Origin of the sequence: Lentzea sp. NPDC051208 (genome assembly GCF_040682435.1) — a bacterium.
Taxonomy (GTDB): Bacteria; Actinomycetota; Actinomycetes; order Mycobacteriales; family Pseudonocardiaceae; genus Lentzea; species Lentzea kristufekii.
On the sequence record NZ_JBFBAW010000013.1, the window covers coordinates 252,209 to 267,153 of the forward strand.

Annotated in this window: 9 protein-coding genes and 1 pseudogene; 6 read left to right on the forward strand and 4 right to left on the reverse strand. The window is 66.3% G+C overall.

The window, feature by feature from the left end; all coding sequences use genetic code 11:
* Positions 1-7: 7 nt before the first annotated feature.
* The 4 genes from AB0M48_RS30065 to AB0M48_RS30080 all read right to left on the reverse strand — a co-directional run bounded on the left by AB0M48_RS30065 (position 8) and on the right by AB0M48_RS30080 (position 3,779).
* Entirely contained in the window at positions 8-721 is a 714-nt protein-coding gene (locus tag AB0M48_RS30065) for an SDR family oxidoreductase (RefSeq protein ID WP_363848453.1), read from the reverse strand.
* A 5-nt stretch (positions 722-726) separates the two neighbouring features.
* On the reverse strand, positions 727-1,632 hold the full coding sequence (locus tag AB0M48_RS30070) for a dihydrodipicolinate synthase family protein (RefSeq protein WP_363848456.1): 906 nt from the start codon (positions 1,630-1,632) through the stop codon (positions 727-729).
* On the reverse strand, positions 1,629-2,801 hold the full coding sequence (locus AB0M48_RS30075; protein WP_363848459.1) for a mandelate racemase/muconate lactonizing enzyme family protein: 1,173 nt from the start codon (positions 2,799-2,801) through the stop codon (positions 1,629-1,631). Before AB0M48_RS30075 ends, AB0M48_RS30070 begins: the two co-directional genes overlap by 4 nt.
* A gap of 765 nt (positions 2,802-3,566) precedes the next feature.
* Complete coding sequence (locus AB0M48_RS30080) at positions 3,567-3,779, reverse strand: putative adhesin (RefSeq protein WP_363848462.1); 213 nt, start codon at positions 3,777-3,779, stop codon at positions 3,567-3,569.
* A 586-nt stretch (positions 3,780-4,365) separates the two neighbouring features.
* Here AB0M48_RS30080 and AB0M48_RS30085 point away from each other — a divergent pair.
* The 6 genes and pseudogenes from AB0M48_RS30085 (at position 4,366) to AB0M48_RS30110 (ending at position 14,815) form a co-directional block, all read left to right on the forward strand.
* Positions 4,366-5,412, forward strand: coding sequence for a VCBS repeat-containing protein (locus AB0M48_RS30085; RefSeq protein ID WP_363848465.1), 1,047 nt, complete (start codon positions 4,366-4,368; stop codon positions 5,410-5,412).
* A gap of 767 nt (positions 5,413-6,179) precedes the next feature.
* Positions 6,180-6,404, forward strand: a complete 225-nt coding sequence (locus tag AB0M48_RS30090; RefSeq protein WP_363848468.1) for a hypothetical protein — start codon at positions 6,180-6,182, stop codon at positions 6,402-6,404.
* Positions 6,405-6,663: 259 nt separating this feature from the next.
* Positions 6,664-7,533, forward strand: coding sequence for an RICIN domain-containing protein (locus tag AB0M48_RS30095; RefSeq protein ID WP_363848471.1), 870 nt, complete (start codon positions 6,664-6,666; stop codon positions 7,531-7,533).
* Between the two features lie 713 nt (positions 7,534-8,246).
* Positions 8,247-9,809 (forward strand): annotated as a pseudogene (locus AB0M48_RS30100) (type I polyketide synthase); the annotation flags it as partial.
* Positions 9,810-10,019: 210 nt separating this feature from the next.
* Positions 10,020-13,688 (forward strand): acyltransferase domain-containing protein, encoded by a 3,669-nt coding sequence (locus tag AB0M48_RS30105; protein WP_363848551.1) that lies wholly within the window; start codon positions 10,020-10,022, stop codon positions 13,686-13,688.
* A gap of 143 nt (positions 13,689-13,831) precedes the next feature.
* Complete coding sequence (locus AB0M48_RS30110) at positions 13,832-14,815, forward strand: 3-oxoacyl-[acyl-carrier-protein] synthase III C-terminal domain-containing protein (RefSeq protein WP_363848474.1); 984 nt, start codon at positions 13,832-13,834, stop codon at positions 14,813-14,815.
* Positions 14,816-14,945 lie beyond the last annotated feature (130 nt).

A 14,945-nucleotide genomic window follows, 5' to 3' on the forward strand; every position in this document is an offset into this window, starting at 1 on the left:
GGACTCCTTAGTCGAGGAAACGGGCGCGAAGATCAGGGCGCAGAAAAGCCGCGGGTGAGGCGATGGAAAGGCCACCGTCAACGGGGAGAACGACCCCGGTGATGAACGAGGCGTCCGGGGAGGCCAGGAACGCCACCGCGCTCGCGACCTCGTGAGGTTGACCCGTGCGGCGCAACGGATAGCCCTCGGCGATGCCGGCAAGATCTGATGTGCCGATCACGCCAGGGGCGACGGCGTTGACCCGCACGCCGCGTGGCCCGTATTCGAGGGCCAGCTGCCGGACGAGACCGTTGACGCCGGCTTTGGCTGCGGTGTAGCCGGGCAGGCCGGGCGCGGCGAGGAATCCGTTGACCGAGGTGATCGCGACGATGCTGCCGCCGGCAGGAAGAACCCGCAGAGCTGCCCGGGCTGGGTAGAAAGCGGCGTCCAGGGTGTTGTCGATGGCCGTGCGCCACTGCTCCTCGGTGGTGGCCGCCGCGGCGGCCACAGGCTGGGCAGCCGCCGCCAGTACGAGTACGTCCAACCCACCGAACTCGGCCACGACTCGAACAACCGCTGCGGTGGCTCCGTCCGGGGTGGATGCGTCGATCTGGCCGAACCAGCTGTAGGCGTGGTGATCGCAGAGCTTGCGGCCAATGCCCGCGACCCTGTCCCCGGTACCCGTGAAGGCCTCGGCGACGGCCAGCCCGATGGGTGACTCGCCCCCGATGATCAGAACCACTCGCGTCACGGTCGCCGCCAGATCGGCAGGGACAGTTCGTCCAGGATCTCGGTGAGTGCTTTCCCCGTGACCGCGTCCAGTTCACGGGCGGGCGAGCGGACCGCGGCCGAGGCGATGACACCGCGGCGGCGCAGGACTTCTTTGTGGACGGCCCAGGCCTGACCCGGCCGGATACCGAGGTGGATCAGCGGTAACAGCCGGGCGAACCCGGCGCGGGCGACGGCCCGCCGCCCTGCGCTGTAGTCGTCGAGGACCACGCGCAGCACATCGGCGAACTCACACGCCGGCATCGTGCCCACGGCGCCGTTGTCATATTCCTCGATCAACGCCTGGGCGTTCTGTCCGCCCAGCACCGCGAACGAAGCATCGGTTCGCGCACGCACTTCAGCGACCTTCGCCGGCGTGGGAGGCGCCTCGACCTTCACCGACGTCACCCCGTCCACGTGGGACAGTTCGGTGATAGCCGCGACGCTGACCGCGACTCCGGTTGGGCCTGGGGCGTCCTGAACCATCACCGGCAGCTGAGCGTGCTCCGTGACCTCGGCGTAGAAGTCGACGACCTGGTCGGGCGCGGGCTTGACCAGATACGGCGGCAGCACCATCAACTGGTCGGCCTCCACTGCGGCGGCGGCTTGCTCGAGGGCGGTCTGGATGCTGGTGGCGTTGATCCCCGCGATGATCGGCATCTGGGCTCCCGCGACAGCACGCACCTCTCGCAGGATTTTGACGCGTTCGCTGCTGGTCAGGGCGAAACCCTCACTGGCCATGCCGAACACAGCCAGCCCGTCCACGCCGCAGGAGAGCTGGAACTCCACCAGCGAGCGCAGCGAGGGCACATCCAGCACGCCTGTCTCGGTGAACGGGGTGGCCAGAACCGGGATCAGGCCCGACGGGGCGCCCAAGGTGGTCACGGTCGACTCTCCTTCGCGAGGGCAGTCACGAGTTCAACATCAATGTCGACACCGAGCCCAGGTCCGGTGGGCAGGACGAACCCGGTCGGCCCCAAGGTCAGCGGGTTGCGCAGGATGCGTTGGGCGACCTGCGCGGTGGTGGGCTGGAACTCGAAGAACGGCACGTCCGGCGCGACGGCGGACACGTGGATCCCCGCGGCAAGCGCGACGCCGAGGCCCACGGAGTGGTGGCACGCCACCGGCACGTGATGCACCGAGCACAGATCGACGATGATCATCGCCTCTGTGATTCCCGTACGCGCCACGTCCGGCTGGGCCAGGTGCAAGGCACGCCTGCCGAGCCAGTCCGCGAACTCGTAGCGGTTGCGCAGCGCCTCCCCCACCGCGATCGGCGCCCGCAGCCGGGATGCCAGGTCGGCATGTCCGGCGATGTCCTCCGGCGCCAACGGTGCCTCGAAGAACAGAACCTCGCGCCGGTCGAGTTCCTGCCCCAGCTCGATCGCCTCACCCAACCGATACGCCCAGTGCGCGTCCACCGCGACGCCCAGCGACGGCGCTGCGGCTCGCACCGCGTCCACGGTTGCCAGATCGGCCGCGACGCCCTTGCCCAAGGCCAGCTTCACCCGAGTGGCGCCCTTGGTCACCCACTCCGCAGCCAGGCGCGCACGCGCCTCATCTGTCGGCTCCGGCAGTCCCGACACATACACCGGTATACGAGTGCGTCTCGCGCCCCCCAACAGCTCCGCGACGGACAAGCCGACGATCTTGCCTTGCAGATCCCACAGCGCGATGTCCACTGCCGCCAACGCGTCGGCCTGATGACCTACGAGATGGCCTCGTTCACGCATCAGATCGCGGAGACCGTCCCACAGCGGGCGCACGCCCCGCGGGTCACGGCCGACCAGCCACGGTGCCAGCATCCGATCCACGATCGCCGCAGGCACCTCCGGGCCCACCGGCGCCAGCGCTTCGCCCCAGCCCGACACACCCTCATCTGTTGTGATGCGTACCAGCATCGTCTCGAACCGGCTGGAATACAGGCTTCGCCACGGCTCGCCGACTGAGTACCCGCGCTCGACCGCTGATTCGGCACCGCCCTCGAGTGCGGCGAGGTAGGCCTTCGGGCTCTCCAACTTCAGGACATACGTGCTGACGTCCACGATCCGCATGAGCGCAGTCTTGCATGTCTCTTGCAGTTCCTGCAAGTGCGCTTCAACATCTGCTACATCTACCCACAATATAAATCAGCGCTGCGTTCACCCTAATCGCGAGCAGGCTGCTCCGGATCCCGCCGAGCACGGCAAAGTGCGGTTGTGCACTGCACCGGGTGGCTGTCGCGGCCTCCAGCAAGGACGCGGCCTGACGCGCGCTCGCCTCCGACGCCGATCGATTTTCTGGTCGGGTGCAGGTGAGGACCGCCTGCACGGACCGCCGACCACACCTGGGCTAACCGAGCGTCGCGCGGACCACGCAGCGGATCGTGCATCTGATCCAGCCACACGGCGAGCGCGCGTACGGTCAGCAACGACGCGGCCGACGGCCCCGGCAATGACTGGACAAATCGCAGAGCGCCCAACCGATCCCCGCTGGCCGCCTGTGCGAGCACGCGCAGCCCCCAGCCGTAGACGGTCTGCAGGTAGTCCTCCTGGTCGTCGAAGGCAACGGTCGCAGGGCAAGGCACGTTGCGGCTGCGTACTCGGCACGTGAGCAGGTGGATGTCGTCCTCCGCGAGAGAGTCGAACAGCTCACGGCAGTCATCGACGTGCTGTGGAGTCGAGTGCCGACGATGTTCGCGAGCCTCACGCACAGAGTCCCTGGCGGGTGCCTTTGGCAGTCGCCGGATGTGCTCGCGGCAAGCAGGTAGACGGCAGCCTGTGTGCGTGAGGACAGCGAGGCGTGCAGCAGGTGTGCTCGTCGGGCTCGAAAGGCCTGAGCTAATAGTTCGGCAGTACATCACCTGCCGTGTAAACGTGGCGCGGCCGCGCGTCACCGGCGTTTACCGCCGCCAGTAGAACCGCGGTTGGCAGCCGGGTGTCGGGATCGGCGTAGCACGACACCCGTTTGCCGTTCGGCACGACCACGCCGGTGCCGTCGACCCGTCCCTCGGACTCGTAGGACCCGTGGGCCACCACGAACGCCTTCGCCACCCGATCCTCCGCCCAGTCACATAACTCCCAAGCAAACGCCCGACCCGCTCGGCCTCGGATGCGCCGCAACCTCCAGGCCCCGTCCCGCGAACATGAGGCCCTGGGGCTGGTCGATCATCTACAGGGTCGATCGGACGTCACGACGAGCGTCCTCGCGGCTCGCGTGCCACTCCAGTGCTGACCGGGCAGATCTGGGTGCAGAAGACCGTGTCCCGGTGGAGCTTGCAGCACGACGCCACCTTGGTCCTGTGTCTGACCCGGTCATCACCGATGGTCGCCAGACCTCTGCGAACACGCCACCCAGCCCAAGGTCGCCGGAAATCGGCAAGCTCGATGAAGATCGCGGCAAGCAGAGCTCGACTAGGGATTAACCCCAGAGACTCACGGCGTGGAGAACGTTACGGTCCGAACTTCATGCTCGCGTTCACGCAGCTTTACACCGAAAAGGTGATGCCGGATGGTATCCAGCAATCGCAACGCAGTCAGAATCAGGAAAGCCGTCACAGCGACGGCGATTGGTGTGGCTCTCACGCTCGCGCAGACCGCGCATTCGGCCTCGGCACTGTCTCTACCGGTCGGGCCGCCGGTGGCGCCGGGCCTGATGTCGATCGCCGATTTCAACAAGGATGGCCACATGGACATCGCGGTCGAGCAGTTCCTCGGCGGCCACGAGTCCGTGTTCCTCAACAAGGGTGACGGAACCTTCCACCCCCCTCGTCACTATTCGCTCGGTGCGCTGGGCGGCGACTTCCAGGTGATGGACGACTTCAACGAGGACGGCAATCCCGATCTCGCCGTGTCCAACGTCGCCACGGCGAACGTGTCCATCCTGCTAGGAAATCCGGACGGGTCGTTCCGCCCCGTCATCCTTCTACCTGCGGGGATCGGGCCCGGCGGAGTGGCGTCCGGTGACTTCAACAACGACGCCCACTCCGATGTCGCGGTCACGAGCCTCGACGGCAGCATGACGGTGATCCTGGGCCGCGGTGACGGAACGTTCGGCCAGTCGGTCACGCGTCCGGTCGGCATCCCGATCGTGGGAGAACTGATCGGCGTGGCGATCACCGTCGGAGACTTCAACCACGACGGCAACCTGGACATCGCACGCGGAGCGGGAGCGACTCAGCGGGTGGGCATTCTGCTGGGCAACGGCGACGGCACCTTCAAATACCCGAAGAACTACTGGGTAGGACTCGTACCCTGGTGCCAGAGCAATGCTGATCTGAACGCGGACGGCAACATCGATCTCATCGAGTCGAACGCGGCCGGCTCCACCGTCGCAGTGCTGCTGGGAAACCCGGACGGAAGCTTCCAAGCTGCGGACTACTACCCCTCCGGAATCGTTGCGATGTGCAACGACGTGGTGGACCTCGACAACGACGGTAATCAGGACGTGCTGTCCACCGACGGAGTGCAGCCGACGTTCAGAATCCTGTTGGGCAATGGTGACGGCACTCTCCAGGCCCCGCAGGTCCTGCCGGTGGGCGTTGTGCCGTGGGCTGTTACTCACGGCGACCTCAACGGCGACGGCAAGCAAGACCTCGTCGTCGCCAACGGAGGTGGCGGAACCATCGCGGTCCTGATGGGCAACGGCGATGGCACCGTTCAAGCACCGGTCCACTACGGCGCCTGACGGATCGAACCAACGCTCAGGCGGGTTCCGATCAGTTGCCGGACTGGTATGGGCAAGTGCTGGGTGTTCACGAGTGCGGTTGCTGTGTGACGAGCACAGCAACCGCACTCCGACTGTGTGGGGACAGATACCCGTGACGCGGTCTGCGCGCCGTCTCGGACACTCACCGGCGTGACGCGGCTGGCTTGATGTGATCTGCCCAATGAGCAACGCGTCGTCGTCACCTGACTCGGGACGTGGGCTGATCCCGTCACATCGCCGCCCATGACCGCCATCGACGTCTGCGTCAACCGGGCGACACCCGACCGCCCTGATGGAACGCCAACGTGGATTGTCCGCCGTACGCGTAACAATCCGCTTGGGACCGCAGGTGAGCCACGTGCCACGGGTGTTGCAACAGGTCGACAGCGACGGGGTGGACGTCGTGATCACGATCTGGAGCCAGGCCCGCCAGCCGCGGTCGGCGGGCGAGCCGGCGGTGATCGCCATGGACCGCGCAAGACCGCGCGCGGCACTCGCGGCCCGGACGGGTCCGGTGCGGTGCATCTGCCGGCCCGCGTTCTGCCAGGCGAATTCGCCGCTAGGGCCTGTATCCACCGGTATGTGGGCCCTAAGGCCGCACCGCCATAAACCACCTCGGGCGCGACTCTCATCGAACGGGACTTCGATACAGGCCCTAGTAGCGCAGGTCCTGGTCGATACGAAGCTCAACGAGGCCGGGGCGTTCCGCCGCGCTGCTCGACCAGCTCGACCTGGCGGGAGCGACCGTGGCCGCGGACGCGATGCACACCGTCCGCGCCACCGTCACCGACCTGCTGCGTCGCGGCGCAGACCACGTGCTGCTGGCCAAACACAAGCAGCACCGGTTCTATGCCCAGCTCGACGCCCTGTCCTGGTCCGCTGCCCAAGATCACGCCATAGTGGACACCGGGCACGAGCGCCGCGGACACCGCACCATCCAGGTCCTACCCGTTCCCTCCCCTAGGACGTGACATTTCCCGGTGCGGCACAAGCGTTTCTCATAGAACGCTATGTCGCCCACACCGGCGGTAGACGCACCGCGATGGCCGTGCTCGGCGTCCCAACCCTGCCCGAAATCCATCCTGACCAGCATCGACCTGACTTTGCCGGAATCCTGGGGTTCTTCCCTAGGGCGCGGGAATGGGACAGGGGCGCATGCTGAGTCAAGTTCGCCGCGCTCGCATCATGAGTTCGCCCACACCACACCGAAGCCACGAGGAGGCTGATTTCGTGAATTCTCCCCACAGAACCTCGAACTACACTCCGAAGACCCGCCGCGCCGTCGTCGGCGGGGCGATCAGCGTCATGATGCTCGCAAGTATGACGACTGTTCTGCCCGGTACCGCATCGGCCGGAGTCAGCCCTGTCAACAACGGCGTCTACACCCTCACGCACGAGAATGCGAACCTGGACGTTCCGTACGCCTCACTGAACGCCGGCGTCCAACTTCAAGCCTTCACGCCGACGGGTGGAGAGAACCAAAAATTCGAATTCCGCACCAGCGACGGCGTCTATTACACGGTCGTCACCCGGCACACCTACAACGCCGGCGGTGAGTCAGGGAAGCTGTGCCTGGACGTTCACAACGGTTCGCGGGACGACTGGGTCGGCATCGAGCAGTATCCCTGCACCGGTGCCGACAACCAGAAGTTCAGCCTCATCACCTACGGTTACGGCAGGTACGCCCTCAAAGCCAAGCACAGCGGCAAGTACGTCGGCGTTCACAACGGCAACATCGGCCAGTCACCTACCGCGTACTACTGGGAGATCAACAAGGCGAGCTTCCACTACGTCACCAAGGTCATCGGTGTCCAAAGCGACCCAGGGGTCTGGGAAAATGACGACACCGTCTACAGCTGCAGCGACGGCTGGAAGTTCCGGCCAGCCAGCGGAGGAATCGTGACATCGGGGTATGAGATCGCGTTCGACAAACTCGGGTACAACCACCCAAATCTCTGGCATCGACAGGTCGACTACTCCGACGGCCATGACTCCAGCACCTTCCGAAGGAAAGCCGAGTTCGAGTACAGGTGGTCCGTTGCAGTTGGACACCCGTGGGAGGTCCCGGCCCACGTCCGTCTCTACTGCGACCCGGCCTGAACAAGGTCCAAGCGAAGGCGGGTGCGGAGGTCGTTACTGGTGAGGTCGCCAGAATTCACCACTAACGACATCCGCACCCGCCCTTGTGCTGTAGGGCGACCATGAGCGTACAGGGCGGTCAGTTCCTGGCGCCCTGCTTACACACGTCCCAACGCCCCAACCCGCCGGCCGACTACCGCCACCCCGAGGACACTCTTGCGGCGGCCGCGATCTCATGCCCGGCAACAACGGTTGCACGGCACCACACTCACGCCGCAGTCCCACCGCTCGCCGCAAATGGGCCTGACCCGCCTGCTGGTCGCACCGGAATGGCGGCTCCCGTTTGTGACGCTCGCCTGACCAGATCACTCTCACCTGCGCGACTGATCACGAAGTTGGTTGCCCCGGCTCGTGCCCCATGAGGCATCGTTCGCGGTCTCCTGCGCGGGCCGTTCAACTCTGCACCGCACTCCCCTGCAAGGCGCATCGTCCTGTCCGGTGGCTTTTTCGATCCGCTCACCGCCAAGCGTCCACGAGCACCGACCACGGGGCAGGAGCGGCCATGACTCGGACTCCAAACGATCCAGCTGCACCGGGCCGACCATCAGGAAGTCAGTCCTGCGTTGGCGTCATAAGCACGGCCACGTGCATGTCGTCCAGGAGCCTCCGGCCCCTGCCACGGTCAGAACCTGCCGCAGCGCCACGCAACCGGATTCAGGGACGGTGAGTACGAGATGATCCGCAGCTCCGCGAACCTGCGTTCGTGGTTGTCCCGGTGTGTCGCCCGGCAACTCGGCGTGCCGGCCGAATCGGTGGACCCTCGTGTTCACTTCACCGACGCCGGTCTTTCGTCAGCGCAGCTGATGACGACGGTGACCGAACTGGGAGCCGAACTGGGCGAGGCCTTGCGGCCCACCATCGCCTGGGAGTTTCCGACGATCGCGGAGCTCGCGGATCACCTTGCCGGCCACGACACCACGTCCAGCACCGGCCGTGACGTCCGGGAACGACCGTCAGCGAATCAGGACGCGATCGCAGTGATCGGTATGGCTGGCAGGTTCCCGGGCGGAGCTTCGAACGTCGACCAGTACTGGCGGCTTCTCCTCGAGGAAGCCGACGCGATCACGGAAGTACCAGCCGATCGCTGGCTCTGGCGCGATCACTTCGACTCGGACGTGAGCGCCGCCGGCAAGATGAACACCCGCTGGGGCGGCTTCCTCGACCAGGTGGATCGTTTCGATCCCCTCTTCTTCGGCATCTCGCCTCGCGAGGCCGTGCAGATGGATCCGCAGCAACGGCTTGTGCTCGAACTCGCCTGGGAGGCCCTCGAGGACTCCGGCGTCGACGTCGAGCGGATCAAGGACAGCCCCAGTGGGGTGTTCATCGGGGCGATGTGGGACGACTACTCCCGTTTGCGCGACGGCGAGCTCGATGCGATCACGTCGCACACGGCCACGGGTCAGGACCTGAGCATTGTCGCCGCCCGGATCTCCTACGCGTTCGGGCTGCGTGGTCCGAGCCTTTCGGTGAACACGGCGTGCTCTTCCTCGCTGGTCGCAGTGCACCTCGCCTGTCAAAGCCTCCGCAGCGGCGAGTCCCAACTCGCCATTGCCGGTGGGGTGAGCTTGATGCTCAGTCCACGCACCTCCGTCCTCATGTCGAAGTTCGGCGGTATGTCCCCGGATGGCCGGTCGAAGTCCTTCGACGCGCGCGCCAACGGTTATGTTCGGGGCGAAGGCGGCGGTGTGGTCGTCCTCAAGCCGTTGCAGCAGGCGTTGCTGGACGGTGACCGCATCCATTGCGTCATCCGCGGCAGTGCGGTGAACAACGACGGGGCTTCGAACGGTCTCACCGCCCCGAATCCCAAAGCCCAGCAAGCACTTCTACATGACGCGTACGAGCGTTCCGGCGTCGACGCCTCACAGGTCGCGTACGTCGAAACGCACGGCACGGGCACCGCTCTCGGTGACCCGATCGAAGTCAACGCGCTCGGCGCCGTCCTCGGTCGTGCCCGTCCGAAGGACCAGCCTCTGCTCATCGGTTCCTGCAAGACCAACATCGGACACCTCGAGGCCGCCGCGGGTGCGGCCGGTCTGATCAAGGCCGTCCTCGCCGTCCGGCACCGCCGGATTCCGGCCAGCCTCCACTTCGACACTCCCAACCCGCACATCGACTTCGAGGCTCAGAACGTTCGCGTCCAGCACAAGACGACACCGTGGCCCGCCCACCAGACGCCCGCGATCGCGGGAGTGAGCGCTTTCGGCTTCGGCGGGACCAACAGCCACGTCGTTGTGGAGGAAGTCCACAGAGAACAGACCTGCGTCCTACCACTCTCGGCTCCCGACGAGGAGAAGCTCGTGGAGCTGGCCTCTGCCATCCGCCGGCACATCTCCTCCGACCAGATGACCGACGTACCACTGAGCAGCCTCGGCTTCGCCGCCGCCGTGCGACTGGCCCAGGACGGACCCGCTCGCTTCGCCGCTGTGGGCGACTCCCACGCGGAGATCATGCGGCAGCTCGCCGAACTGCCGCGTGATCTCCCGGTCAGCCAGAAAGTGACGTCGTCCGCACCTGTCTTCGTCTTCTCCGGCAACGGCGGCCACTGGCACGGTATGGGCCGCGACCTGTTCGAGAGCGAAGCAGTGTTCCGCGCGGCGCTGCAGCAATGCGACGAGTACTTCGCGCCGCTCAGCGGGTGGTCGCTCTGCAAGCAGCTGACGGGCAGCGGCGGCGCGGAAAACGGCAACGCACGGGCCTTCAACGTCGATGTGGCGCAACCGCTGCTCGTCGCCGTGGAGATCGCGCTCGCGGCGCTGTGGCGTGACTGGGGCGTCGAGCCCGCTGCGGTGATCGGTCACAGCGCCGGTGAGATCTCCGCTGCCTGTACCGGGGGAAGCCTGAGCGTTCGTGAAGCCATGCACGTCGTTCATCACATGAGCAGGCTTCAGCGTCGGGCCGAAGGCCACGGCGCGATGATCGTCGTCGATCGTGACCGTGAAGACTGCCGGCAACTCATTGCCGACTTCGGAGACGAGGTGGCCATCGCCGCGGTCAACAGCGCGCGTTCGACCGTCCTTTCCGGAGTGATTCCTGCGATCCAACGGTGTTCGGCCGAGCTGCAACGCCAAGGCGTCACCTGTCGAGCGGTAGCGGTGAACATCGCCTTCCACGGCCCGCAAATGGATGAGATCAGTGGCGAGTTGCGCGAATGCCTCGACGGGCTCCGGCCCCTGCCGTCGTCGGTGCCGCTCTTCTCGACGGTGACGGGCGGCCGAGTGAGCGGAGAAGAGCTCGGAGCCGAGCACTGGATGCGCAACGTGCGCCGGCCCGTCCTGTTCTCCTCGGCCATCGACGAACTCGTCGCTGCGGGACACGACGTTTTCCTCGAAATCGGTCCGCACCCGCTTCTGAGCCGGCCGATCACAGAGGAACTCACACAACTCGGGCAGGCGGGTGTGGTCCTCTCTTCGATGCGGCGCGGCACGCCAGGACGGGCGGAAATGCTCCGTTCGCTGGCACGACTGCACGAGATCGGAGCGCCGATCCGCTGGTCGCGTGTGTTCACCCCGGACACCGAGCTAACGCCACTGCCGGATGCGCTGCCGTTGCGTCCGTGCACCGAGATCACAACCGATGACGATCTCCCTTGCCTCTTCGTCGTATCAGGTCACACCGCCGAGGCGCTGCGCGAGCGGGTCGCGGTGACCTCAGAACAGCTTGCTGGAGGGGCAGAAGGTGTGACGGTCCGGGACATGGCGCACACGAGCGGCGAACACCGCAGCCAGCTCCGCCATCGCATCGCAGTCACCGCGGTGTCCCGCCGGCAGCTCCGGCAGACGTTGGACGGGTTCCTCGACGGCCGCTTCGCTCCTTCGCTCGCCATCGGCGAGGCTCGTCCCGACCGCGAGGACCCGATCGCCTTCGTGTTCCCAGGTCAGGGCGGGCACTGGCCGGGCATGGGGCGGAGCTTGTTCAGGGAGCCCGCCTTCCGCACGGCGATGACCGAATGCGACAGCGCCATCCGTCAGTTCACGGGCCGGTCGGTCATCGACGAGCTCATGGGACAGCAGGCCGAAGCGGCATCGAGCCGGGTCGATGTCGTGCAGCCGGTGGTCTTCTCCGTACAGGTGGCACTGGCGGCACTTTGGCGGTCGTGGGGTGTCGAACCCGCAGCGGTCGTCGGGCACAGCATGGGAGAGGTGGCAGCGGCCCACGTCGCCGGCGCGCTGGACCTGCGAGATGCGGCGCGAGTGATCTGCTTGCGCAGCAATCTCATGGCACGTACCAGCGGGCAGGGTGTCATGGCGGTCGCCGAGCTCTCGGAGTCCGAGGCGGAGAAGGAGATCCGCCGCTACGGCGACCAGGTGGTCGTGGCAGCGGTGAACTCACCCCGATCGGTTGTTCTGTCCGGCGCACCGGGGCCGCTCGGTGAACTGCGGGAAAGTCTGGAGGGACAAGGCCGCTACTGCCGCTTGGTACCGGTGGACTGCGCTTCGCACAGCCCTCAGATGGATCCCCTCTGCGCGGAGTTGCGCGACGGTCTGTCGGTCATGTCGCCCCACCCCACGGCCGTGTCCGTGTACTCGACCGTGACGGGCGCCCGCATCGAAGGAACGGAGCTCGACCACTATTACTGGGCCCAGAACCTGCGACGCCAGGTTCGCTTCGACTCCGCCGTCCGGGACCTGCTGCGCGACGGGATCACCGCGCTGATCGAAGTCAGCCCGCATCCGACGCTGGCGCCGGTCCTGGAACGAACAGTGCGGCAAGCGGGGTCCGATGTGGCCGTGCTGACATCGCTGCATCGCCAGGAGGACGAACGATCGGCGATGCTGCGCACTCTCGGCCGGCTCTACGTCCGCGGACACCGTCCGCACTGGCCGAGCGTGCAGCCGGCAGGAGGCCGCAGAGTCGACCTCGCACCGCTTCCCTGGCAGCGGGAACGCTACTGGCTGGCCGAGCCGGCGGTAGTTCGTCCTGCGTCGCCACTAGCTGCCGCGCCGGTGCAGGCAGATGTGGTGCGTCCCGCAGAGTCAACGCATACGTCAGTGCCTGTCGTACAGCCAAATGACCTACCGCTGACGAGGAAGACCTACTTCTCCCTCAACCCGGCCGCGCGCACCGCCGAGCTGAAGCGTTACGTGTGCGAAGTGGTCGCGGGCGCAGTCGGCCTGGTGACAGCGCGCCTGGACGTCGACTCTCCGCTGAGCCAGCTCGGCATCTCCTCACTGATGCTGTTCGACCTCAGAAATCGAGTGCGCACAGACCTCGGCGTCACGCTGCCCCTCGGCGAAGCGGCGTTCCACACCACGGTCGCGCAGCTCAGCACTGAGGTCCAGGCGCTGTTGGCCGCGAGCTCAGAACCCGTTGCCGCCGCGGTGCCACCGCAGGCAGCACATGGAACCGCGACGGATCGGACAGCACCGGCACTGCTGCTGTGCGTACCTGACCTGGGTGAGGATGCCGAGCTGGTCTTCGGTCCGTGGGCCGAGGTCGCCGAGGACTCGTTCGCCGTTCAGCCGCTCGCGGTACCGGGCCGGGGAGCGCGAGCCGCTCAGGCGCCGATCGAACGGGCTCAGGCGCTGGTCGACCTGCTCATCGACGACATCACGGCCACGGTGGACGGCCCGTTCGCGTTGTTCGGTCACGGATCGGGCGCGCTGATCGCCTACGAGATCGCGCGTGGCCTGCGCCGCCGAGCCCTGCCGGAACCGACGCACCTCTGCGTCTCCGCGCACAGGCCGCCCCACCTGGAGGACATGAACCGTCCTCTGCATCGGCTGCCGGACGACCAGCTCGTCGCCGAACTCACGAACCGTGGCCTCGTCACCGAAGCAATGGCCGGCGATCCGAACTTCACCGTCGGCCACCTGCCGCTGATGCGGGCAGACCTCGCTGTCGTCGAGACCTACGTCCACGCCTCGTCGGCTCCACTCGACTGCACGATCGTCACGTTCACCGCCACCGACGACAAAGCCGTCGCGCACGACGAGATCGAACAATGGCGTGAGCTCACGACCGGGCGATTCGTGATCCACGAGGTTCGTGCAGATCACCGGTCGATGGTGGGACGGGATGCCGACGTGCCGCGGCTCGTCGCGGCTGAGTTGAACAACGCCAGCACAGGTACCGGTGATGCCGGTTTCGCGCTCAGGACGATCGGGAGCACTCGATGAGCAGGATCATTTCGACCTCGGTGCGGTTTCCCGAGAGGTACTACAGCCAGACCATGCTCGCCGCGACATTGCGCAGGTGGTTCCGGAGCGCGGACCTGACCTTCCCCGACCTCGACGTCATCGACCAGCTGTTCAAGAATTCCATGATCGAGGGACGCCACTTCGGTCTGCCCCTGGACGACGTCTTCGACCCGCCCGGCCCCGGTACGGCCATGACCAGGGCGACTACCGAAGCCACGGAGCTGGTCGTGCCGCTGCTCCGGACGCTCCTGGAGGATGTCGGGCTGGATCCAGCGGCCATCGCGCAGGTCGCCTCGGCGACATACCTGAGCTCCATGCCGTCGCTCGAATCCAGGGTGCTCTTCCGCGTTCCGTTCGCTGCTACGACACGACGCTTGCCCATGTTCGGCCAGGGCTGCATGGCGGGAGCGGCCGCGCTGGCACGGACCCACGACTACCTCGAAGGGCATCCAGAGGACGCGTCGGTTCTCTTCACCGTCGAACTTTCGTCCATCTTCTGGTATGGCGCCCTCCAACGCGACCTGTCCGAATTGGACAAGCAGCTCGGAGACAATCCGTCCGCCTACAGCGACATGGTGTCCAACATCCTCACAGCGGCGCTGTTCAGCGACGGCGCGGCAGCGGCGGTGATGGTCGGGGACGAGCATCCGCTCGCCGACGACGGACGGCCACATCCGAAGGTCCTGGCGACCCGATCGGTCCAGGTTCCCGACAGTGAACGGCTGATGGGACTGGACTACGTCGACACCGGCCTTCGCTGCGTCCTTCGTCCTGAGGTTCCGGCGATGATCAAGGCGGCGCTGCCTGATGCGGTGGAAGGGTTTCTGGCCCAGCAGGGACTGTGCATCGATGACATCGGCCTCTGGATCGTCCACCCCGGAGGACCGAAGGTGCTCGACGCGATCCAGAGCTTCTGCGGCCTGTCCCAGTCGGATCTCCAGCTCAGCTACGAAGTGCTCGCCGACGTCGGCAACATCTCGTCGGCCACGGTGCTGGTGATGCTGGACCGAGTGCTCGCCGCACCTCCCCCGCCGGCGGGCACGTACGGGTTCCTGATGGCCATGGGCCCTGGCTTCGCAACTGAATCCGTCTTGCTGCAGTGGTAGGCGCGTCTGTCTCAGGTCGGACGCAGCGGGTTCTGGTGGACGTTGACACACCGGTCGTCTCACGAGTCGAGGATGCCGCACTTCGCCACCGGAACCAGGAGGTCCACGCCGCGACGAGAACATGGTGAAC